Consider the following 23,264-nt stretch of genomic DNA (forward strand, 5'->3'; position numbering starts at 1 on the left):
TACCCGGTGTCCGGCTCGCTGACGGGTGTCCGGGCGGCAGGTGGCTCGTCGGCAGGTGGCTCGTCGGCGGTTGGTTCGGGCGAGGTCGGCTCGGTCCGGGTTGGCTCGGGCGCGGACGGCTCGTCGGCGGCCCGGCTCGGTCGGGCCGGTCCGGCGGATCGGTGGACCGGCGGCCCGGTGCTGCCGGGTGGCGCCGTCGCGGATGCCCGGAGCGGCCCGGACGTGCCGTACGCCCTTCGGGCCGGTGCGCTCGCCGGCTCCCCTCGGGCGCTCCGGCGCTCCCCGGTCCGCTGTGCGCTTCCCTCCGACGCTCGTACGGTCCGAAGCGGCGCCCGGGCGGGCGGTCGCGGCGCCCGGACCGGTGGTGGCGGGCGGTGGCCGACAGGGGCGCCGTGCTCGCGCCGTGACCGGGTCGCGCCTTGATAGGGGCGCGTGAGGCGGCGGCGTCGCGTGCGGCGGGACCGGCAGGCCCCTGCGTCGGCGCCCGGTCGGCACGGACGCACCACATCGCCGTACCCGCCGGTCTGCGAGCACCCCGGACCGGCGCTCCGGAGGTACGCCCCGCGAAGCGGCGCCCACCGGCGCACAACACGCCCCCGCACGGTACGCGAGTGCGCCGGCGCACTACACCGCCGAACCCCCTGGAGGGTCCTGTGCAAGGCGGCCCGCCGGACGCGCGCTGCTCGTTTCGGCGCGGATGCCGCATCCTTGAGTTGTGGAGTCTCTCGGGGACGAGTCGGTCGAGCGGAAGGGGAGGGCGCAGGGAATGAGTGCCGGCGCACCTGCTCATAACGCTTCGGTGCACAACCACGAGCACGATGCGACGGACCGGACGGCCTCAGGGCACCATGGACCGATGCGCGACGACGAGGCGGGCACGGCCCATGGGGCGTTCGGTGCGCTCGTGCATCGTGCCGTCGACGGGGACGAGCAGGCCACGCACGATCTGCTCGCCCATGTCCACCCGCTGGCGTTGCGCTACTGCCGCACCCGGTTGTCCCGGCTCCCCGGCGACGCGCGCCACTTCGTGGAGGACCTCGCCCAGGAGGTCTGCGTGGCGGTCCTCCTCGCCCTGCCCCGCTACCGCGACACCGGCCGCCCCTTCGAGGCGTTCGTCTTCGCCATCGCCTCCCACAAGGTCGCCGACCTCCAGCGCGCGGCGATGCGCCACCCCGGGTCGACCGCGGTGCCGTCCGACGAGATGCCCGAGCGGCCCGACGACTCCCTCGGCCCCGAGGAGCGCGCGCTGCTCAGCAGCGATGCCGAGTGGGCCAAGAAACTGCTGGCCAACCTGCCCGAGAACCAGCGCGAGCTGCTCCTGCTGCGCATCGCGGTGGGCTTGACCGCGGAGGAGACCGGGCAGATGTTGGGAATGTCACCCGGCGCGGTCCGCGTGGCCCAGCACCGGGCCCTGAGCCGCCTCAGGGCGCTCGCCGAACAGTAATCCCCCCTGCGGAGAGCCTCGTAGCTCCCTCGCTGAACAGGTACGCCGCCCGTTCCGTACGAACATACGAAGCCCGAGGCGACCCCGTACCGTGGAATTTGCTAGCGACGCTTCCCGTTAGCATGGACATCCGCACCGATCAAGGCCATTTGGGGAAGGTGTCATGACTGCCAACGTCGACGGAGTGCCCGGTAAATTCGCGACACTCGGGCTGACCTACGACGACGTGCTGCTGCTGCCGGGCCCGTCGGACATGGCACCCGACGAGATCGACACCGCCTCGTACGTCTCCAAGAACGTGCGGGTCAACATCCCGCTGCTGTCCGCCGCCATGGACAAGGTGACCGAGTCCCGCATGGCGATCGCGATGGCCCGCCAGGGCGGCGTCGGCGTCCTGCACCGCAACCTCTCCATCGAGGACCAGGCCAACCAGGTCGACCTGGTGAAGCGCTCCGAGTCCGGCATGGTCACCGACCCGATCACCATCCACCCGGAGGCCACGCTCGCCGAGGCCGACGCGCTGTGCGCCAAGTTCCGCATCAGCGGCGTCCCGGTGACCGACGGCGACAAGAAGCTGCTCGGCATCGTCACCAACCGGGACATGGCCTTCGAGAGCGACCGCAGCCGCCGCGTGCACGAGGTCATGACCCCGATGCCGCTGGTCACCGGAAAGGTCGGCATCTCCGGCCCGGAGGCCATGGAGCTGCTGCGCAAGCACAAGATCGAGAAGCTGCCGCTGGTCGACGACGAGGGCGTCCTCAAGGGCCTGATCACGGTCAAGGACTTCGTCAAGGCGGAGAAGTACCCGAACGCCGCCAAGGACGCCGAGGGCCGCCTGCTGGTCGGCGCCGCGGTCGGTGTCGCCGGTGACGCCTTCGAGCGCGCCCAGGCCCTGATCGAGGCGGGCGTCGACTTCATCGTCGTGGACACCGCGCACGGCCACTCCCGCCTGGTCGGCGACATGATCGCCAAGATCAAGTCGAACTCCTCCGGCGTCGACGTCATCGGCGGCAACGTCGCCACCCGCGACGGCGCGCAGGCGCTGGTCGACGCGGGCGCCGACGGCATCAAGGTCGGTGTCGGACCGGGCTCCATCTGCACGACCCGTGTGGTCGCCGGCGTCGGCGTCCCCCAGGTCACCGCGATCTACGAGGCCGCGCTCGCCGCGAAGGACGCCGGTGTCCCGGTCATCGGCGACGGTGGCCTGCAGTACTCCGGCGACATCGCCAAGGCCCTGGTCGCGGGCGCCGACACGGTGATGCTCGGCTCGCTGCTCGCGGGCTGCGAGGAGTCCCCGGGCGAGCTGCTGTTCATCAACGGCAAGCAGTTCAAGTCGTACCGCGGCATGGGCTCGCTCGGCGCCATGCAGTCCCGCGGCGACCGCAGGTCGTTCTCCAAGGACCGCTACTTCCAGGAGGGCGTCGCCTCCGACGAGCAGCTGATCCCCGAGGGCATCGAGGGCCAGGTGCCCTACCGCGGCCCGCTGTCCTCCGTCGTCCACCAGCTGGTCGGCGGTCTGCGCCAGTCGATGTTCTACGTCGGCGGCCGGACGGTCCCCGAGCTGCAGGCGGGCGGCCGGTTCGTGCGGATCACCTCGGCGGGTCTGAAGGAGAGCCACCCGCACGACATCCAGATGACGGTCGAGGCGCCGAACTACAGCAGCAAGCGGTAGCTCCCAGGCGGCACGCGCGGGCCTGCACGCGCGCGCGTGCAGCCGGTGAAAGGGCGGTCCCGGACCATCCGGGGCCGCCCTTGTCGTACCCGTCGGCGATACTGGAAGGCGCTGCAACGCATAGGGAAAGGCCACCAACGTGACTGAGATCGAGATCGGGCGCGGCAAGCGCGGCCGCCGGGCGTACGCCTTCGACGACATCGCCGTCGTCCCCAGCCGCCGTACGCGGGACCCGAAGGAGGTCTCGATCGCCTGGCAGATCGACGCCTACCGCTTCGAGCTGCCCTTCCTGGCCGCCCCCATGGACTCCGTGGTCTCCCCGGCCACCGCGATCCGCATCGGCGAGCTGGGCGGCCTGGGCGTGCTCAACCTCGAAGGCCTGTGGACGCGGCACGAGGACCCGCAGCCGCTGCTGGACGAGATCGCCGAGCTGCCCGCCGAGCAGGCGACCCGCCGCCTCCAGGAGATCTACGCGGCACCGATCAAGGAGGAGCTGATCGGCGCCCGCATCAAGGAGGTCCGCGACTCCGGCGTGGTCACCGCCGCGGCGCTCTCCCCGCAGCGCACCGCCCAGTTCTCCAAGGCGGTCGTGGACGCGGGCGTGGACATCTTCGTCATCCGCGGTACGACGGTCTCGGCGGAGCACGTGTCGTCCTCGCACGAGCCGCTGAACCTGAAGCAGTTCATCTACGAGCTGGACGTCCCGGTGATCGTCGGCGGCTGCGCCACCTACACCGCCGCCCTGCACCTGATGCGCACCGGCGCGGCCGGCGTCCTGGTCGGCTTCGGCGGCGGCGCCGCGCACACCACGCGCAACGTCCTCGGCATCCAGGTCCCGATGGCCACGGCCGTCGCCGACGTGGCCGCGGCCCGCCGGGACTACATGGACGAGTCCGGCGGCCGGTACGTGCACGTGATCGCCGACGGCGGCGTCGGCTGGTCCGGCGACCTGCCCAAGGCCATTGCCTGCGGCGCCGACGCGGTCATGATGGGCTCCCCGCTGGCCCGGGGCACGGACGCGCCCGGCAAGGGCCACCACTGGGGCATGGAGGCGGTGAACGAGGAGCTGCCGCGCGGCCAGAAGGTCGACCTCGGCACGGTCGGCACGATCGAGGAGATCCTCACCGGCCCGTCCCACACCCCGGACGGCTCGATGAACTTCTTCGGCGCCCTGCGCCGCGCCATGGCCACCACCGGCTACAGCGAGCTGAAGGAGTTCCAGCGCGTCGAGGTGACGGTCGCGGACAGCCAGCACCGCCGCTGACCACCGACACGGTCCCACGGCACCGGAAGGGCCGGCCGTCCCGAGGGATGACCGGCCCTTCCGCGTGCCGGCTTCGGCTCGGCCCCTTCACAACCGATGCGCCGCCCCCGTGGGCGTGGCCCCCCGGGTGTCCAGCAGGAGCTGGGCCTTCACCGACAGGCCCTGCAGGTCGTACGTGCGGTGCTGCTGGAGCAGGATCGTGAGGTCGGCGTCGGCGGCGGCCTCGTACAGGGAGTCCGCGCGGGGCACCGGGCGGTCCAGGACGCTCCACGCGGGCACGTACGGGTCGTGGTAGCTCACGGCCGCGCCCAGCCCCATCAGCCGTACAGCGATCTCCTGGGCCGGGGTGCCCTGCAGGTCGGCGAGGTCGGGCTTGTAGGTGACGCCGAGCAGCAGCACGCGCGCCCCGCGCGCGGACTTGCCGTGTTCGTTCAGGAGCGTGGCCGCGCGCTGGACGACGTACCGGGGCATCCGGTTGTTGACCTGCTGGGCCAGCTCGACCATGCGCAGGGTGCGGGTCGCGTGCCCGGTGAGGTCCTGGGCCGCGCCGTGCCCGCCGACGCCGGGGCCCGGCCGGAACGCCTGGAAACCGAACGGCTTGGTCTCCGCGCAGCGGATGACGTCCCACAGGTCCACGCCCAGCTCGTGGCAGAGGACGGCCATCTCGTTGACGAGCGCGATGTTCACGTGCCGGTAGTTGGTCTCCAGCAGCTGCACGGTCTCCGCCTCGCGCAGCCCGCGCGCGCGGACGACCTTGTCGGTGAGCCGGCCGTAGAAGGTGGCGGCCGACTCGGTGCAGGCGGGGGTGAGGCCGCCGATCACCTTGGGGGTGCCGACGGGCGTGTGGTCCCGGTTGCCGGGGTCGACCCGGCTGGGGGAGTAGGCGAGGTGGAAGTCGCGGCCGGCGCGCAGCCCCGAGCCCTTCTCCAGCAGCGGGCGCAGGAACTCCTCCGTCGTCCCGGGGAGCACCGGCGACTCCAGGATGACCGTGGTGTGCGGGCGGAGCCGCGCCGCGAGGGTGCGGGCCGCCGCCTCGACCTGGCCGAGGTCGAGCGCGCCGTCGGCTCCGCGCGGGGTGGGCGCGCAGATCACCGCGGTGCGCACCCGGCCGAGCTGGGCCGGGTCGCTCAGCGGCCGGAAGCCGGCCGAGTGCATCCGGCGCAGCTCCGCCGGGCTGAGTGAGCCGGCCTCGGGGCCGGTGGCATAGCCGACGGTGGAGACGCCGGCGGCGACGGCGGCCTGGGCGAGCGGCAAGCCGTAGGGACCGAGTCCGATGACGGCGAGGTCTGCGGGCATGGCGTGAGCCGTCCTTCCCAGTAGCCGAAGCGGGACAGGTGCGCAACCGCTGTGGACAGGATGAGCGAGTGCACTGCCAGACTAGGTACACATATGACCGTTATGTGTGATTGTGTTTGTGTGTCTTCCCAGGGTTGTGCGTGAGTTGTCCACAGGTTGGGAGCCCGTGGTGGCTGACACCGGACAACCCGGTCAGAATTTGGGCATGAGGAGGGGATGAACGGGGCTTCGCCCTCCGGGTGCGGCCGACGCGAGCGAGTGTGCGACAGCGGGAGGCAGCGGTGAGGACAGCGACTCTGGGGCCGGCGCAGCGCGCCGAGGCACTGGCGGCGATGGCGGAGCGCGAGCTGGACGTGCTGGTGGTCGGCGGCGGAGTGGTGGGAGCCGGCACCGCGCTGGACGCCGTCACCCGCGGCCTGTCCACCGGCCTCGTCGAGGCCCGCGACTGGGCGTCCGGCACCTCCAGCCGGTCCAGCAAACTGATTCACGGCGGCCTGCGCTACCTGGAGATGCTCGACTTCGCCCTGGTCCGCGAGGCCCTCAAGGAGCGCGGCCTGCTGCTGGAGCGCCTCGCCCCGCACCTGGTCAAGCCGGTCCCGTTCCTCTACCCGCTCCAGCACAGGGGCTGGGAGCGGCTCTACGCCGGCTCGGGCGTCGCGCTGTACGACGCGATGTCGATGGCCCGCGGCCACGGCAGGGGCCTGCCCGTGCACCGGCACCTGACCCGCCGTCACGCCCTGCGCGTGGCCCCCTGCCTGAAGAAGGACGCCCTGGTCGGCGCCCTGCAGTACTACGACGCCCAGATGGACGACGCCCGCTTCGTGGCCACCCTGGTGCGCACGGCGGCGTCCTACGGTGCGAAGGTGGCCAACCGCGCGCGCGTGACCGGTTTCCTGCGCGAGGGCGAGCGGGTCGTCGGCGCCCGCGTGCAGGACGTGGAGGGGGGCGGGGAGTACGAGATCCGCGCCCAGCAGGTCGTCAACGCCACCGGCGTGTGGACCGACGACACCCAGGCCATGGTCGGCGAGCGCGGTCAGTTCCACGTCCGCGCCTCCAAGGGCATCCACCTGGTCGTGCCCAAGGACCGCATCCACTCCACCACCGGCCTCATCCTGCGCACCGAGAAGTCCGTCCTGTTCGTCATCCCCTGGGGCCGGCACTGGATCGTCGGCACCACCGACACCGAATGGGACCTGGACAAGGCCCACCCGGCCGCGTCCAGCGCCGACATCGACTATCTGCTGGACCACGTCAACTCGGTGCTCGCCGTGCCGCTCGGCCGCGACGACGTCCAGGGGGTGTACGCCGGGCTGCGCCCGCTGCTGGCCGGCGAGTCCGACGCCACCAGCAAGCTGTCGCGCGAGCACACGGTGGCCCATCCGGCGCCGGGGCTGGTGGTCGTGGCGGGCGGCAAGTACACGACCTACCGGGTGATGGCCAAGGACGCCGTGGACGAGGCGGTGCACGGCCTCGACATGCGCGTCGCCGACTGCGTGACCGAGGAGACCCCGCTGATCGGCGCGGAGGGCTACCAGGCGCTGTGGAACGCGCGCGCACGCATAGCCGCCCGCACCGGACTGCACGTGGTCCGCGTGGAACACCTGCTGAACCGGTACGGCTCCCTGGCCGAGGAGGTCCTGGACCTCATCACCGCCGACCCCGCGCTCGGCGAGCCGCTGCACGCCGCCGACGACTATCTGCGCGCCGAGGTGGTGTACGCCGCCTCGCACGAGGGCGCCCGGCACCTGGACGACGTCCTCACCCGCCGCACCCGCATCTCCATCGAGACCTTCGACCGCGGCACCCGCAGCGCCCGCGAGGCGGCCGAGCTGATGGCACCGGTCCTCGGCTGGGACAAGGGTCAGATCGAGCGCGAGGTCGAGCACTACGAGAAGCGGGTGGAGGCCGAGCGCGAGTCCCAGCTCCAACCGGACGACCAGACGGCGGACGCGGCGCGGCTGGGAGCCCCGGACATCGTCCCGCTGTGAACCCCGGCCGCCGCCGGTTTCCGTCCCTCGGTCCCGCCGTGGCCGGCCGGCCCTGCGGTTCCGGCCCCGCCGTCCCGGCTCCGCCGGTCCCCGGGGTTCGGCCGCGCCACATGTCCGCCGACCGCCGGTGCACGGAGCCGGACCCGCCGTGAGGTTCACCCGGACGAGTGACGCGGGGCGGGATCTCCGCCGGGATCCCGGCCGTTCTACCGGGTGCGAGGGCAGAACTCGGCGGCGAGCAGGGCCGGTTCGAGGCGGGGACCTGCGATCGCGTCCGTGTTCACCCGGAAGGTGAGGACACGGCGGCCGTCGGCGGTGGCTGCGCTGCGCACGTAGCTCCCGGATATCCGGCCGTTGTGCCCCCACACGGTGGTGCCGCACGGCAGCTTCACCGGAAACAGCCCCATGCCGTACGAGCCGTGTGCGGCACGGGTGTCGAGCATCTCGCGCAGCCGGCGCGAGGGCAGCAGCCGGCCGCCGAGCAGGGCCGCGTAGAAGCGGTCGAGGTCGGCCAGCGTGGTCACCAGCTCACCCGCCGCGCCGGCCACGCGCGGGTCGAGCTCGGTGACGTCGGAGCCGTCGGCCGCGTAGGCACGGCCGTGCGGCGCGGGCAGCGACCTGCGGGACCCGGGAAAGGAGGTACCCGTCAGACCCAGCGGAGCGATGACGCGGCGCTCGGCCTCGGCGGCGTAGGAGCGACCGGTGACCTGGCGGACGACCAGGCCGAGCAGGACGTAGTTGGTGCTGGAGTACAAGTAGCGGCCCGGACGGGCCGGAGGGAGGGAGAGCGCGATGCGTACCGCCTGAAGCGCGGTCAGCGGCACGGTGCCACCGGTGGCTTCGGTGAAGTCGGCCAGCCCGCTGGTGTGGCTGAGCAGGGCCCGCAGGGTGATGCGCCGGCCGTCGGTGCCGCGCCCGCGCAGCAGTCCCGGCAGGTGCTGCTCCACGGTGTCGGACAGGGAGAGCCGGTGCTCCGCGGCCAGCTGGAGCACGACCGTCGCGACGAAGGTCTTGGTGATGCTGCCGGCCCGGAAACGGTCGGCACGGGCGATGCCCCGCCCGGCGGCCGCGTAGCGCAGGCGCACCCCGTCCGTGCCGGCGTCCCGGACCAGCAGGGCCGCGGCGGGCGCCCCGCCGTCGTGGACGAAGAAGGGCAGGACCGAGTCCGTGGCGGCGGCCGGCGCGGCGTCCTGGGAGGCGGCCGGGGCGAGCAGCAGTGCCAGACACACCGGTATGGACAGGACTGTCCGAAGCGTCGGCATCCCGGTTCCTCCCTTCTTACGACCCATCATCCCGGTAAGCGGAACTGCCGATTCAGGGGTGTTCCGGGGCCGCGGCGGGCGGGCAGGGGGCAGTGGCACCCTGGGCGTCGGGCACTTGTCGGGTGAGAGACAATGGAGGCTCTGTCAGGGCGGGTTGTATGAGGGGACGCATGTCGGAGGCGGAGCGGGCGGGTACATCTCGTCAGGAGACTCGTCAGGACAAGAGCGAGCGGCGTCTCCTCGCCGGGCGGTACCGGCTGGGAGACGTGCTGGGCCGGGGCGGTATGGGCACGGTCTGGCGTGCCGAGGACGAGACCCTGGGCCGGACGGTCGCCGTCAAGGAACTGCGGTTCCCGTCGAACATCGACGAGGAGGAGAAGCGGCGCCTGATCACGCGCACCCTGCGCGAGGCCAAGGCGATCGCCCGGATCCGCAACAACAGCGCGGTGACGGTCTTCGACGTGGTCGACGAGGACGACCGGCCGTGGATCGTCATGGAGCTGGTCGAGGGCAAGTCCCTGGCCGAGGTCATCCGCGAGGACGGCGTGCTGGAGCCGAGGCGTGCCGCCGAGGTGGGTCTCGCCATCCTCGACGTGCTGCGCTCCGCGCACCGGGAGGGCATCCTGCACCGGGACGTGAAGCCGTCCAACGTGCTCATCGCCGAGGACGGCCGGGTCGTGCTCACCGACTTCGGCATCGCACAGGTCGAGGGCGACCCGTCCATCACCTCCACCGGCATGCTCGTCGGCGCCCCCTCCTACATCTCGCCGGAGCGGGCCCGCGGCCACAAGCCGGGCCCGGCGGCCGACCTCTGGTCGCTCGGCGGTCTGCTGTACGCGGCGGTCGAGGGCACGCCGCCCTACGACAAGGGCTCGGCGATCGCCACGCTCACCGCGGTGATGACCGAGCCGCTGGAGGAGCCGAAGAACGCGGGACCGCTCCGGGACGTCATCTACGGCCTGCTGACGAAGGATCCGGCCAAGCGGCTCGACGACGCCGGGGCCCGGGCCATGCTCAACGCGGTGATACGCGCGCCCGAGCCGGAGCCGCTGGACGCCACGCGGGTGGTTCCGCTGCCGGTGCAGCCCGGCGGCCCGGAGGGCAGGCGGGGCGAGGAGCCCGGGGAGAAGCTGCGCGGCGCGCTGCGGTCGGTCCGCAAGGCGGCCGGGGTGGCCACCGGCGCGGCGTCGGCGCGGACGAAGAGCGGCAGCGAGCCGGCCGCCCCGGGTGCGGGCGGCACGACGGGCGCCGGGGGCGCGGTCTCCGGTGGGACGCGGCCCGGTGCGCCCGGTGCGCCCGGTGTCCCCGGTGCGCGGCCCAGGGGACCGGTGTCCGGCGCCGCCGGTGCTCCGAACTCCGCCGCGAAGAGGACCGGTTCCGGCTGGCCCGTGGTGCCGCCGCCGGACCTGGACCTGCCGCCGCGGCCGGTGCCGAGGGCGCCGCTGACCGACGTGGTGCCCCGGCGCACGCTGATCGTCATCGCCGTGATCGTCGCCCTCGCGGTGCTCGGGACCGTGCTGGCCATCGCCCTGAGCGGCGATGACGGCAAGGGCGACAAGAGCGGGGCCAAGGCCGTGACCAGCGCCAGCGCGTCCGCCAAGCGGGACAAGGGCACCGGGAGCGGCACGGACACCGGCAAGCGGACGGACGGGGCGAGTTCGGCGACCGCCGGCAACGGTTCGGGCTCGGACGACCCGGCGGAGACCGAGGCGAGCCGGTCCGCCGAAGGCTCCGACTCCGACGCGTCCGGCGACTCCGGGTCGAAGGACGGCGGGAGCGCCCCGGTGGTCTCGACCCGCAAGGGCGGCCAGGGCTACTCGATCGGACTGCCCAAGGGGTGGAAGTTCCGGACCACCGGGGGCGCCGGCGACCGCTACACCGGGCCCGACGGGCAGAAGCTGCTCGTCGCCTGGACCGGCACGCCCAAAGGCGACCCGGTGGCGGACTGGAGGAACCAGGAGCGCTACATGGTGCGCTCCCAGTACCACCGGATCCGCATCGAGGAGGTGGACTACCGCGGCTGGAACACCGCCGACTGGGAGTTCACCTACGTCGAGGACGGCACCGGATACCGCACGATCGACCGGGGCTTCGTGGTGAACGACCACCTCGGTTACGCGCTGATGTACACCGCGAAGGACGCCGACTGGCACGGCGATCTGCGCAAGGACACCTGGAAGACGTTGACGAAATCCTTCGCCCCCAAGTCATAGGGGCCGTACGCCGGTTTGCTGCGTGAGAATCCGTCATCCTCTCAATGCGGGTTGCCTGCGGCACGTATCGTGAAGGGTCGCGGACCGTACGCAGCCGCATGCGTGTGCGAAACGGACCGTGAGGCGATCGGGTATGACCAACCGGGCGGCCGGGGGAGGCGCAGTGGACGACTACGCGGGTCGGGTGCTCGCCGACCGCTACCGCCTGCCACTGCCGCCGTCCGACGAGTACGAACTCACCGAGACCCGCGCCTTCGACACCTACAGCGGTCAGGAAGTCATCGTCCGGCAGGTGCCGTTGCCGGAGGTCGTCGAGGCCGAGGTGCTCGACGCGGAGGGGCTGCCCGAGGGGTTCACCGCACGGCAGCGCGGCCGCCGGGCGCCCGACGCCAGGGCTGCCACCCGGCAGCCGACCGATCCGGCGGTGCGGCGCGCCGTCGAGGCCGCGCAGGCCGCGGCCGGCATCCCCGACCATCCGCGCCTGGACCAGGTCTTCGACGTGTTCGCCGAGGGCGGCTCGCTGTGGATCGTCAGCGAGCTGGTGGCCGCGCGTCCGCTGGCCGCACTGCTCGCCCAGCAGCCGCTGTCGCCGTACCGGGCGGCCGAGGTCGCCTCCGACGTGCTCATGGCGCTCCGGGTGCTGCACGCCCACGGTTGGGTGCACCGCAACATCACCGCCCGTACCGTCCTGGTCTGCGACGACGGCCGTGTGATGCTCACCGGTCTGGCGGCCGGCGCGGCGGAGGAGGCGCTGTGCGGGTACGACCCGGTGCCGGCGCCCGAGGACCCGGACGGCGGCGGTGAGCCGGACTCCGCCGACGGCCCCGTCGGCTTCGGTCCCGGCCCAGCGGTCACCGGAGTACCCGGCGACCCGGCCGCGGACCTCGATCCCGAGGCCGCGCGGCGGGCAGCGATCCAGGCGCGGGCGGCCGGCGGGCTCCCGGCGCCGGACACGAACGGGCTGTCCGGTCCGCCGGGGCAGCCGGCCCTGGAGAGCGGCGCCGACGTCCGGGCCGCCCGGGCCGGGGCCATCGCCGCGTACCGCGCGGGCGCCCGCGCCGCCGCCCGGGTGCACGAGGCCCAGCAGGGCGAGCACGCCGCCCTCCCGGGCGCCCGCCCGTTCGCCGAGGGCGACAGCGGGGCGGGGCCGGACCCGTACTCCTCCCGCGTGCGCGAGGCCCGGCAGAACGGGCGTGCCGCCCTCCCGGGTGCCCGTGCGTCCGCCGAGGGCGACGGCAGCGGTACGGGGCCGGACGCGGGAGCGTCGGCGTCCCCGTACTCCACGGACGCGGGGAGCGCGACGCCGCCCGGGCGGATAGCCGACCCGTACGGGGTGCGCGGTGCCCCGTGGCACGGCGCCGGGCCGCGCACCGGAGCCGGCGGTACGCCCCCGGCCCTGGGCGGCGGTGCGCGCCGGCCGGGGCTGCCGGCGGCGGATCCCCGGCCCGGGCACGCCGTCGTGCCGGGCCAGGGGTACGCCCCGGGTGCCGAGCCGGCGTCCGGGGCCGGCCGCCAGGGCGCCGGTCCCGTCGTGCCCGCGCAGGCGGGCGGCCGGTGGGACGAGCCGGGTGCCGTACGCCGGGGGCCCGGGACCGCGCTGGCCGCCGAGCGGGCGCGGCAGGTGCGGATGACCGTGGTGGGGCCGGTGACCGAGCGCTGGGCGCCGGAGCAGGCCGGTCCCGTGCACGAGAACTGGCAGCTGGCCGCGCCGATCGGCCCGGCCACCGACCTGTGGGCGCTGGGCGCCCTGCTGTTCCGGGCCGTGCAGGGGCATGCGCCGTACCCGGAGGAGTCGACGGCCGAGCTGGTGCAGCTGGTGTGCGCCGAGCCGCCCGCCTTCGCCGAGGAGTGCGGTCCGCTGCGGCCGGTCGTGGAGTCGCTGCTGCGCCAGGACCCCACCGAGCGGCCGGACGTGGAGGAGCTGAGCGGCTGGCTGCGGTCGCTGGTGCGGTCCGCGCCCGAGCCGGACGCCGGCACCCGTGTCGTGCCGGTGCCGCCCGCCGACCCGAGCCGGCTGCCGATCGTGCGGCGCCGCGGCGAGCTGGTGCGCCGACGGCGCGCCGGACTGCCCGCGGCCCATCCGCACGGCCGGCACAAGCGGGCCCGGGAGGGCACCCGTTCGCCGCGCAGCCTGGGCCGGACCCTGCTCCTGCTGATCCTGCTCCTGCTGGCCGGCGCGATCGCGTACGCGATGCTGTTCATGCCGAAGCAGGGCACGAGCGGCGCGGCGGGCGGCGACCGTACCGGCAGCGCCGGACAGGCGAACCCCGCGCCCTCGCACACGGGTCAGCCGTCCGGCGGACCGAGCGCGCCGGGCGGCGACGCCACCGCCTCCGCGCCGGCGACCGAGACGCAGACCGGCGGGGACCCCTCCGTCCCCGACGGGTTCGCGCTGCGCAAGGACCCGGAGGGTTTCCGGGTCGCCGTCGCCGAGGGCTGGGACCGCACCCCGAAGAACGGCAGCGGCCAGGTGGTGTACGCGCACGGGAACCTCGAGCTGATCGTCGTACCGGGCCGGGACGGCACGTCCGCGTACGGCAGCGATCCGATGGCCTACCAGCGGGACAAGGAGCGCGAACTCCAGCCGTACCGCGACTCCAGCTGGGCCACGGCGTCCGGTCTGCGGACCATCGAGGTGGGCGGACGCACCATGGCCGAGGGGCAGTTCACCTGGACCGACGGGCAGGGCCGGGACCTGTTCGTGCGCAACATGGCGCTGCTGCTGAACGGCCGGTACCACATCGTCCAGGTGCGCGGCCCGGAGGCCGAGCGCGACGAGGTGACACGGCTGTACGAGCAGGCTACGGCGACGTATCGCTACACGGGTTGAGCAGCGTGTGTCCGGGGCGGGACGGAGTGCTTCCGGTTCCCTCTCTCGCGCGGAAATGACCATCGTCACAGTGCGGTTTCCTTCGTACCCCGCTGGTTCCCTGGGGGCAGGCCGGTCCTTAGTCTGACCCTGTCAAGAGCATTGCGGGGCAACGTGAATCAGATGCAGGGCCTGCTCATAGCGGGCCGCTACCGGCTCGCCGATTCCATCGGGAGCGGGGGCATGGGCCGGGTGTGGCGCGCCCACGACGAGGTGTTGCACCGGAAGGTCGCCATCAAGGAGTTGACCGCCGCGCTCTACGTCTCCGACAGCGACCGGGCCGTCCTGCTCGCCCGCACCCGGGCCGAGGCGCGGGCCGCCGCGCGCATCAACCACTCCGCCGTCGTCACCGTGCACGACGTGCTGGAACACGACGGCCGCCCGTGGATCGTGATGGAGCTGGTCGAGGGTGCCTCGCTGGCCGACGCGGTCAAGGAGCGGGGGCGCGTGGAGCCCGCGGAGGCCGCGCGGATCGGGCTGTGGGTGCTGCGGGCGCTGCGCGCCGCGCACTCCGCCGGGGTGCTGCACCGGGACGTCAAGCCGGGCAACGTGCTGCTCGGCGCGGACGGCCGGGTCCTGCTCACCGACTTCGGCATCGCCCAGATCGAGGGCGACACCACCATCACGCGCACCGGGGAGGTCGTCGGCTCGGTCGACTACCTGGCGCCCGAGCGGGTGCGCGGCCACGACCCCGGCCCGGCCTCCGACCTGTGGGCGCTCGGCGCCACGCTGTACACGGCGGTCGAAGGGCGCTCGCCGTTCCGGCGCACCTCGCCGCTCGGCACCATGCAGGCGGTCGTCGAGGAGGAGGCGGGCGAGCCGCGCCACGCCGGTCCGCTCGCCCCGGTCATCGCCGCGCTCCTGCACAAGGAACCGGCCCGGCGGCCGGGCGCGGACGAGGCCGAGCAGATGCTCGCCGAGGCGGCGGAGGGCCGCCGCCCGCGCGCGGCACAGGCATTCGTCCCGACCCAGGGCTCGGGTATCCAGGCACCCCACGGCAGGGGCCCGGACACGACCGCCCCCGGCGAACTCCCGCGCGCCGGCTACGGACCGGGCGCGTCGGGCGGCGCGTACGGCCCCGGGCACGGCGCCGGTTCCGGCACGTCGGCCGTCGGGTACGGCGCCGGTCCCGGGACTCCGGCCCCCGGCCACGGCTCGGCCGGTCCCGGCTACGACGTGGTGGCGGGCGGTCCCGGCGCGGGCCGCTCCGCGACCGGGCCGACGGCGGTGGCGCCGGCGGGCGGCCCGTTCCCGGCCGGCGGGCCGGCGCAGGCCCGGCCCCGCCGCAGGCTGCGCACCCTCGTGCTGGTCGTCGCCCTCGCGGCGGTCCTCGGCGGCGCCGGCGCGGTGGCGATCCGGCAGTGGGGCGGCGCGGCCACCGGGTCCGGCGGCGGGGCGAGCCCGGCCCCGGCGCCCGCCGACAGCGTCACGCCCGGGTCCGACGGCGCGCTGCCGGCCGGCTGGACGACATACCACGACCCGCTGGGCTTCAGCCTGTCCCTGCCCAAGGGCTGGAAGCGCAAGGTGTACAGCGACGACGGCGACCTCAAGCAGATCGACTACACGCCCGACAAGGGCCTGCACTTCGTCCGCATCGCCGTCGACCGCTCACCGGACTACGCCGACGCCCTCTCCCACCAGAAGGACCTGGAGCAGCAGCTCCACCGGCTGGTCGACTACCGGCGCGTCACGATGGAGGAGAACCTCTACCGCGACCGCAAGGGCGCGCGGTGGGAGTACACCTGGACCGCGCTGAAGAAGGACGCGCCCTACGTGCCCGGTCCGCGCCGCGCGGTCGAGGAGACGTACTTCTCGCGCCAGGGCACCGAGTACGCGATCTACATGTCCTCGCCGGCCGGTGACTGGCCGACGGTCGGCAAGCAGTTCACCTGGGTGCTGCGCGGCTGGCAGGAGCCGGACGAGGGCTGAGCCGGCCGGACCGGCGCGCCCGAGTCGGCCGAAATTGGCTGGCTGCGCGGTGCGTCTTGGCCGGGCGGTGCCCCGGAGGGCGGGCACCCCGTGCGGCATGATGGGGCGCATGGGGACCGAGGGAGCCGACTTCCGGCTGATCGCGGGCCGTTACCGCCTGGAGGAACGCATCGGGCGCGGCGGCATGGGCGTCGTGTGGCGGGCCGGCGACCAGGTGCTGGGCCGCCAGGTGGCGGTCAAGGAACTCCTCCCGGACGACTCGCTCCCGGACGAGGACGCGCGCCGCCGCCGCGACCGTACGTTCCGGGAGGCCCGCGCGGTCTGCCAGTTACGGCACCCGCACATCATCGTCGTGCACGACGTGGTCGAGCAGGACGAACGGCCTTACCTGGTCATGGAGTTGATCGACGGCGGCTCGCTCGCCGAGCGGATCGCCCGGCAGGGCCCGGTGGACGCCGCCGAGGCCGCCCGGATCGGTGTCGCCCTGCTGAGCGCGCTGCGCACCGCGCACGAGGCGGGGGTGCTGCACCGGGACATCAAGCCCGCGAACGTCCTGATCGAGTCCGGCACGGACCGGGTCGTCCTCACCGACTTCGGGATCGCGCAGGTCGAGGGCGCCACCACGCTCACCGAGACCGGCTCGTTCGTCGGCTCGCCCGAGTACACCGCGCCGGAGCGGATGTCCGGGCTGCGCACCGGGCCGGAGTCCGATCTGTGGTCGCTGGGCGCGCTGCTGTGCACGGCGCTCAGCGGCGAGTCGCCGTTCCGGCGCGACTCGCTCGGCGGCATCCTGCACGCCGTCGTCACCGACGAGATCCGCCCGCCGGCCCAGGCCGAGCCGCTGCTGCCCGTCGTACGGGGCCTGCTGGAGCGCGACCCGGACCGGCGGCTGGGCGCGGCGGACGCCGAGCGCATGCTGCGGGCGTACCTGGAGACCGGCCGGACGCCGGACGCGCCGGGCCAGGGCACCGCGGGGACGCACGGCGGCGGGCTCATCCACCGGATCGGCGCCGGCCGCACGCCGAAGCCCCCGGCGCCCTACTCGCCGACCCAGCTGGACCTGCCGTACGGCCCGCCGCCGCCGCCCGCCCCGACCCGGACGTCCGCGGACGCGGCCCCGGCCCGCTCCTCCCGGCGCGCGGTCCTGGTGGCGGCGCTGCTCTTCGCCGCGCTGGCCGGGGCCGGCGTGTCGGCCGCCGCGCTGCTGCTGCACCGGGGCGGGGACGGGGGCGGCGGCACCCCGGGCGGTACGGCGACGTCCCCGGTGACCCGGACCGGAACGGGAGGTACGGCCGGCTCGCCCACACCGACCGGGACCCGGCCGACACCCACACCCGACGCCGGCGGCTCGCACACCGCGCCCTCCGGTTACCGCACGGCCCGCGACCCGGCCGGCTTCTCCCTCGCCGTACCGGAGGACTTCACCCGCAGCCGGCAGGGGCAGCGCGTCTTCTACCTCTCGCCGGGCGAGACCTTCCGCCTGGGCATCCGGGTCGGCGCGCCCCAGCCGGGCGGCCCCGAGAGCGTGATGAACCGCTCGGCCGCCGCCGGCCCGTCCACCAACCCCGGTTACCACGACGGCCGGGTCACCCGGACCACGCACGACGGACGCCCGGCCGCGTTCTGGGAGTTCACCTGGGACGGCTTCAGCGCGGCCGAGGGCCCCCGGCACACCTTCGACCTGTGCTGGGAGCAGAACGGACTGCTGTACGACGTGTGGGTGTCGGCCCCGGTCGGAAAGGTGCAGGAGGCGCGGGAGTACTTCGACGTGGCGGTCGACACGTTCTCGGTCCCGGGTGCGTGACCGGTCCGCCACCCGCGAACGCGCCCCGCTGACACCCCGCTTCGACAACGGCCCGCCGCGCACGGTACTCATGTGGCATGACCGAAGACGGCGAACACCCGCCCGACGCACGTCTGATCGGCGGCCGTTACCGGCTGGCCGGGCGCCTCGGGGCCGGCCCGGCCGGGATCGTGTGGCGTGCCCGGGACGAGCAGGGGGAGGGGGAGGTCGCCGTCAAGGAGCCGCTGCTGCCGGGCGATCCGGCCGCCGACGAGGACAGCGGGCGCATCGCGCACCGGCTGCACCACGAGGCCCGGGCCGCCACCCGGGTGCGGCACCCCTCGGCCGTGACGGTGTACGACGTCGTCACCGAGGCCGGCATCCCCTGGATCGTCATGGAGCTGGTGTCCGGCGAGTCGCTGCGCGAGGTGCTGCGGCGCGGGCCGCTCCCGCCCGCCGAGGCCGCGCGCATCGGGCTCGCGGTGCTCGGCGCGCTGCGCGCGGCCCACGCCGTCGGCATCGTGCACCGGGACGTCAAGCCGGCCAACGTCCTGCTGGAGTCCGGCACCGGGCGGGTCGTCGTCACCGACTTCGGTGTCGGCGGCGGGCACGCGCCGGACGCGCCCGCCGGTTTCGTCGCCCCCGAGCGGGCGGCGGGTCCCGGGGCCGGCCCGGCGAGCGACCTGTGGTCCCTGGGCGCGCTGCTGCGTGCCGCCGTGGGGGACACGGACCCCGGCCCGCTGGGCCCGCTGCTGGACCGGCTGGGGGCCGACGAGCCGGCGGCACGGCCGGACGCGGCGGAGGTGGAGGCCGTGCTCCGCGACTACCTGGGCCTCACCGCCGTACCGGAACCGGCGCGCGAACCCGTCCCCGCGCCCGCGGTACCCGAGTCCGCCGCCCCCGCCGACGAGCCGCCCGCGCCCCGCCGCACCCCGCTGGCCGCGCTCGGCCTCCTCCTCGCGAGAAAAACCGAAGTCGACTGATCGTTCCCGCTTCGCCCCCCTCAACGCCCTGATCAGGGCGTTTTCTGCCAGTGATCGCTGGCAGCGTGTGAGCGGTCGGTGAATCCCCGTTACCGACGGGTACACAAAGCCCCCGCAGCGGCATACCCTGCGCCTCATGACGGACACGCAGGCCCCGGACACCGCCGGTACCAACCCGCTCGCGCCCGCCCCGGAAGGCGCCCGCACCGCCGCCGACGTGGTCACGCCGGAGTTGGTGGCCCAGCTCACCAAGGGCGTCGTCGGCTCCGGCCGCACCGCCAACCACACCCCGTTCACCGGCGAGAAGCTGGCCGACCTGCCCGAGTCCACCCCGGAGGACGTCGGCAAGGCCTTCGAGGCGGCCCGCGCCGCCCAGGCCGTGTGGGCGAAGGTCCCGGTCCGGCAGCGGGCCGCCGTGCTGCTCCGCTTCCACGACCTGCTGCTGGAGCGGCAGGCCGAGGTCCTCGACCTGGTCCAGCTGGAGACCGGCAAGGCCCGCCTGCACGCGCACGAGGAGGTGCAGGCCGTCGCCGTCGCGGCCCGCCACTACGGCCGCCGGGCCGCCGCGTACCTCAAGCCCAAGCGGCACGCGGGCGCCATGCCGACCCTGACGAAGGTCACCGAACTGCGCCACCCGCGCGGGGTCGTGGGCCAGATAGCCCCCTGGAACTACCCGCTGGAGCTGTCCGTCGGCGACGCCCTGCCCGCCTTCGCCGCCGGCAACGCCGTCGTGATGAAGCCGGACACCGAGACCTGCCTCACCGCGCTGTGGGCCCGTGACCTGCTGATCGAGGCCGGGCTGCCCGAGGGCGTCTTCCAGGTCGTCCTCGGCGAGGGCCCGGTCGTCGGCCCGGAGCTGGTCAGGCACGCCGACTACGTCTCCTTCACGGGCTCCACCCGCACCGGCCGCGAGGTCGCCGTCGGCGCCGCCTCCCGCCTGGTCGGCGTCTCCCTCGAACTCGGCGGCAAGAACGCCATGCTGGTGCTGGAGGACGCCGACGTCGAGAAGGCCGCCGCGGGTGCCGTGCGGGCCTGCTTCTCCTCCGCCGGCCAGCTGTGCATCTCCATCGAGCGGCTCTACGTCCACGAGTCGGTCGCCGACGCCTTCCTGGAGCGGTTCGCCGCCCGCACCCGGGCCATGCGGCTCGGCACCTCCCTCGCCTACGGCGCCGACATGGGCTCGCTGGTCGGCGAACGCCAGCTGGAGACCGTCGAACGGCATGTGCGGGAAGCCGTCGCCAAGGGCGCCAAGGTGCTCGCGGGCGGGGTGGCCCGCCCCGACATCGGCCCGTACTTCTTCGAGCCCACCATCCTCGACGGCGTCGAGCCCTCCATGGCCGTCTGCGAGGAGGAGACCTTCGGCCCGGTCGTCTCCGTCTACCGCTTCAAGAGCGACGACGAGGCCGTCGAACGCGCCAACGCCACGCCCTACGGCCTGAACGCCTCGGTGTGGACGGCGAACGCCCGCCGCGGCCGGGACGTCGCCGCCCGCCTGCGCACCGGCACGGTCAACGTCAACGAGGGCTACGCGCCCGCCTACGGCAGCGTCCAGTCCCCGATGGGCGGCATGAAGGACTCCGGCCTCGGCCGCCGCCACGGCTCCGAGGGCATCCTCAAGTACACGGAGGCGCAGACGGTGGCCCAGCAGCGGCTGCTGCCGATGGCGCCCTCGCTGGGGATGGACGACGAGTCCTACGCCCGCTTCATGAGCACGAGCCTGAAGCTGATGAAGGCATTCCGGTTCCGCTGACAGCACCCAGGAAACACCCCGTTCTCAACGAGGAGAGCACGTGTCGCAGGAGAAGTCCGTCCAGACCCGGGACGAGGACGGGTACGACTACGACGTCATCGTCGTCGGATCGGGGTTCGGCGGCTCGGTGTCCGCCCTCCGGCTCACCGAGAAGGGATACCGGGTCGGCGTCCTGGAAGCCGGGCGCCGCTTCACCCGCGCCACGCTGCCCAAGAACTCCTGGGACCTGAAGAACTACCTCTGGGCCCCGAAGCTCGGCATGTACGGCATCCAGCGCATCCACCTGCTGGGCAACGTCATGGTCCTCGCGGGCGCCGGCGTCGGCGGCGGCTCCCTCAACTACGCCAACACCCTCTACGTACCGCCGAAGGCCTTCTTCGACGACCCCCAGTGGCGGCACATCACCGACTGGCGAGAGGAGTTGAAGCCGTACTACGACCAGGCCCAGCGCATGCTCGGCGTCCGGCTCAACCCCACCATGACCCCCTCCGACGTGCACCTGAAGGCGGCGGCCGAGCGGATGGGGGTCGGCGACACCTTCCACCTCGCCCCGGTGGGCGTGTTCTTCGGCGACGGCGAGGACGCCGACGGCAGGACGAAGGCCCGGCCCGGGCAGCAGGCGAACGACCCCTACTTCGGCGGGGCCGGACCCGACCGCACCGCCTGCACCGAGTGCGGCGAGTGCATGACCGGCTGCCGGCACGGCGCGAAGAACACCCTCAACGAGAACTACCTCTACCTCGCCGAGAAGGCCGGCGCGGTCGTCCACCCCCTGACCACGGTCGTGTCCGTCACCGACGACTCGCGGGGCGGCTACGCGGTGGCGACCCTGCCGACCGACCGGAAGAAGAAGGGCGAGGGCCGGATCCTCACCGCCCGCAGGGTGGTCCTCGCGGCCGGCACCTACGGCACCCAGACCCTGCTGCACCGCATGAAGGCCGGCGGCCAGCTGCCGTATCTGTCCGCCCGGCTCGGCGACCTGACCCGCACCAACTCCGAGGCGCTGGTCGGCGCGCAGACCGACGACCGCCGCTACCGCAGGGCGACCGGCGCGCCGAAGGCCGACTTCACGCGGGGCGTCGCCATCACCTCCTCGATCCACCCCGACGAGAACACCCACATCGAGCCGGTCCGCTACGGCAAGGGCTCCAACTCGATGGGCGGCCTGTCGATCCTCCAGGTGCCGTACGCCGAGGGCTCCTCGCGCGTCCTGGCCTGGCTGGCGAACGCGGCCCGGCACCCGGTGCTGGTCGCCCGCTCGCTGTCCAACCGGCGCTGGTCGGAGCGGACCATCATCGGCCTGGTCATGCAGTCCCTGGACAACTCGCTGACCACGTATCTGAAGCCGGACGGGGTCGGCAAGGGCCTGCTCACCGCGCGGCAGGGGCACGGCGCGCCCAACCCCAAGCAGATCCGGGCCGCGACCGAGGCCGCCTCCGCGCTCGCCGCCGAGATCAACGGCTTCGCCGGCAGCAACGTCGGCGAGCTGATGGGCACCCCGCTCACCGCGCACTTCCTCGGCGGCTGCCCCATCGGCGACTCCGCGGAGACCGGTGTGATCGACCCGTACCACCGGCTCCACGGCCACCCCGGCATCTCGGTCGTGGACGGCGCCGCGGTCTCGGCGAACCTGGGGGTGAACCCCTCGCTGACGATCACCGCGCAGGCCGAGCGGGCGATGTCGTTCTGGCCGAACAAAGGCGAGGAGGATCCGCGGCCGGCGCCGGGGGCGGCGTACGAGCGGCTGCAACCGGTGGAACCGAAGGCGCCGGTGGTCCCGGCGGACGCGTTCGGCGCGCTGCGGCTGCCGTTCCTGGGGGTGCCGGCGGTCCCTCCGAAGAAGTGACCACGGCGGCACGGGCGGCACCGCGCTGACAGCGGCCCGGCGGTACAGAGAGACCTGCCTCCCCCTCCGAAGGCAGGTCCCTCTCACCGTTTCTTGATCCGGCAGGTTTGATCAGCGAAAAGGGAGAAGGGTTGCTTCGGAGGCCCGGGATTTTCCTGTGATGCGAGTCACATCCGCGGGGGATGCCCGACCGTGGGCGCGACAGGGCATGACGAACAGGGCATGACGAAGGGCCCCGCGGGACGGTGAGACCGCGGGGCCCTTCTCTGGTCAGCACCGGCGTCAGGGCAGCGCCGGTGCCCGGGAGCGGCGCCGGGGGTTGCGCCGCGTGTTCGTGTGCCCTGTGGCCTGTCTTCAGTTTTTCCGCCGGCCGGCCCCGGGCGTCCCCGGAGCCGGCCGTTCTCTTGGGTGACCGGGCTGCTGTCCCCTGCCGTCCGGTCACTTCCTGGGGCGAGGTCCCACGGCGTACGGCACGACCCGTACGCCTCATCGCCCCAGCGAGCCACGCGTGGTTCTTTCGGGCCCGCCCCTGGCTGGCACGGACACCCCGCTCAACGAGGCGGCGGGCGGGCCGGTCACGCGCCGTACGGGTGAGAGCGGGGCCGAACTCAGATACGACCCCGGCTCAGCTCCAGCAGGGTCATGGCGAGGTTGGTGCCGGGCTTGCCGAGGGCGTCCCGGTAGCGGGCGAGGATCTCCATCTCGCGGGAGAGGTGCACCCGCCGGCCGCCGGAGGCGATGCGGGTCTGCTGGACGACGGCGGAGACGGCCATCCGCTCCTGGATGAGGCCGATGATCCGGTCGTCGAGCGCGTCGATGCGCTCACGGGCGTCGGCGATGACCGTGTCGGGGCCGGCGGCCGCTTCCGTGCTGGTGGTGGTCATGCGGGGCTCCTTGTCGGGAAGGCGGCTGCCCTGGAACGACAGGACCCGGAAAACGACAGGCGCCCCGGGCCTTGTCGGCCC

14 protein-coding genes are annotated in these 23,264 nt (G+C 73.9%); 11 read left to right on the forward strand and 3 right to left on the reverse strand.

Annotated features, from left to right (window positions below):
- Positions 1 to 856 precede the first annotated feature (856 nt).
- The 3 genes from ABZ923_RS06825 to ABZ923_RS06835 all read left to right on the forward strand — a co-directional run bounded on the left by ABZ923_RS06825 (position 857) and on the right by ABZ923_RS06835 (position 4,380).
- Positions 857 to 1,444 carry a sigma-70 family RNA polymerase sigma factor gene (locus ABZ923_RS06825; RefSeq protein ID WP_100827787.1) on the forward strand — a complete coding sequence of 196 codons (588 nt, stop codon included), beginning with the start codon at positions 857 to 859 and terminating at the stop codon, positions 1,442 to 1,444.
- Positions 1,445 to 1,607: 163 nt separating this feature from the next.
- Positions 1,608 to 3,116, forward strand: a complete 1,509-nt coding sequence (gene guaB / locus ABZ923_RS06830; protein WP_361467690.1) for an IMP dehydrogenase — start codon at positions 1,608 to 1,610, stop codon at positions 3,114 to 3,116.
- A gap of 139 nt (positions 3,117 to 3,255) precedes the next feature.
- The gene (locus ABZ923_RS06835; protein WP_030345529.1) at positions 3,256 to 4,380 is read left to right on the forward strand and encodes a GuaB3 family IMP dehydrogenase-related protein; all 1,125 of its coding nucleotides are present in this window, start codon (positions 3,256 to 3,258) and stop codon (positions 4,378 to 4,380) included.
- An 87-nt stretch (positions 4,381 to 4,467) separates the two neighbouring features.
- Here ABZ923_RS06835 and ABZ923_RS06840 read toward each other — a convergent pair whose 3' ends face one another.
- Positions 4,468 to 5,676 (reverse strand): nucleotide sugar dehydrogenase, encoded by a 1,209-nt coding sequence (locus ABZ923_RS06840; protein ID WP_361467693.1) that lies wholly within the window; start codon positions 5,674 to 5,676, stop codon positions 4,468 to 4,470.
- 281 nt (positions 5,677 to 5,957) lie between these two features.
- On the opposite strand from ABZ923_RS06840, the gene ABZ923_RS06845 reads away from it, so the two are divergent.
- Positions 5,958 to 7,664 (forward strand): glycerol-3-phosphate dehydrogenase/oxidase, encoded by a 1,707-nt coding sequence (locus ABZ923_RS06845; protein WP_361467696.1) that lies wholly within the window; start codon positions 5,958 to 5,960, stop codon positions 7,662 to 7,664.
- Between the two features lie 206 nt (positions 7,665 to 7,870).
- Here the strand turns inward: ABZ923_RS06845 and ABZ923_RS06850 are convergent, their stop codons facing one another.
- The gene (locus ABZ923_RS06850; protein ID WP_361467698.1) at positions 7,871 to 8,926 is read right to left on the reverse strand and encodes a serine hydrolase domain-containing protein; all 1,056 of its coding nucleotides are present in this window, start codon (positions 8,924 to 8,926) and stop codon (positions 7,871 to 7,873) included.
- Positions 8,927 to 9,096: 170 nt separating this feature from the next.
- Between ABZ923_RS06850 and ABZ923_RS06855 the strand changes: the two genes are divergently transcribed.
- The 7 genes from ABZ923_RS06855 to ABZ923_RS06885 all read left to right on the forward strand — a co-directional run bounded on the left by ABZ923_RS06855 (position 9,097) and on the right by ABZ923_RS06885 (position 22,299).
- On the forward strand, positions 9,097 to 11,139 hold the full coding sequence (locus ABZ923_RS06855) for a protein kinase (protein ID WP_361467700.1): 2,043 nt from the start codon (positions 9,097 to 9,099) through the stop codon (positions 11,137 to 11,139).
- Positions 11,140 to 11,302: 163 nt separating this feature from the next.
- A complete protein-coding gene (locus tag ABZ923_RS06860; protein ID WP_361467701.1) occupies positions 11,303 to 13,969 on the forward strand; it encodes a protein kinase in 2,667 nt (888 codons plus the stop codon).
- A 162-nt stretch (positions 13,970 to 14,131) separates the two neighbouring features.
- Positions 14,132 to 15,937, forward strand: coding sequence for a protein kinase (locus tag ABZ923_RS06865; RefSeq protein ID WP_361467703.1), 1,806 nt, complete (start codon positions 14,132 to 14,134; stop codon positions 15,935 to 15,937).
- A 109-nt stretch (positions 15,938 to 16,046) separates the two neighbouring features.
- Positions 16,047 to 17,741, forward strand: coding sequence for a serine/threonine-protein kinase (locus tag ABZ923_RS06870; RefSeq protein ID WP_361467706.1), 1,695 nt, complete (start codon positions 16,047 to 16,049; stop codon positions 17,739 to 17,741).
- Positions 17,742 to 17,818: 77 nt separating this feature from the next.
- A complete protein-coding gene (locus tag ABZ923_RS06875; protein WP_361467708.1) occupies positions 17,819 to 18,703 on the forward strand; it encodes a serine/threonine-protein kinase in 885 nt (294 codons plus the stop codon).
- Between the two features lie 136 nt (positions 18,704 to 18,839).
- Entirely contained in the window at positions 18,840 to 20,453 is a 1,614-nt protein-coding gene (locus tag ABZ923_RS06880) for a succinic semialdehyde dehydrogenase (protein WP_361467710.1), read from the forward strand.
- 40 nt (positions 20,454 to 20,493) lie between these two features.
- Complete coding sequence (locus ABZ923_RS06885; RefSeq protein ID WP_361467712.1) at positions 20,494 to 22,299, forward strand: GMC family oxidoreductase; 1,806 nt, start codon at positions 20,494 to 20,496, stop codon at positions 22,297 to 22,299.
- A 608-nt stretch (positions 22,300 to 22,907) separates the two neighbouring features.
- On the opposite strand, the gene ABZ923_RS06890 is transcribed toward ABZ923_RS06885, so the two are convergent.
- Positions 22,908 to 23,183, reverse strand: a complete 276-nt coding sequence (locus ABZ923_RS06890; protein ID WP_361467715.1) for a chorismate mutase — start codon at positions 23,181 to 23,183, stop codon at positions 22,908 to 22,910.
- Between the last annotated feature and the right edge of the window lie 81 nt (positions 23,184 to 23,264).

Origin of the sequence: Streptomyces sp. NPDC046881 (assembly GCF_040645015.1) — a bacterium.
Taxonomy (GTDB): domain Bacteria; phylum Actinomycetota; class Actinomycetes; order Streptomycetales; family Streptomycetaceae; genus Streptomyces.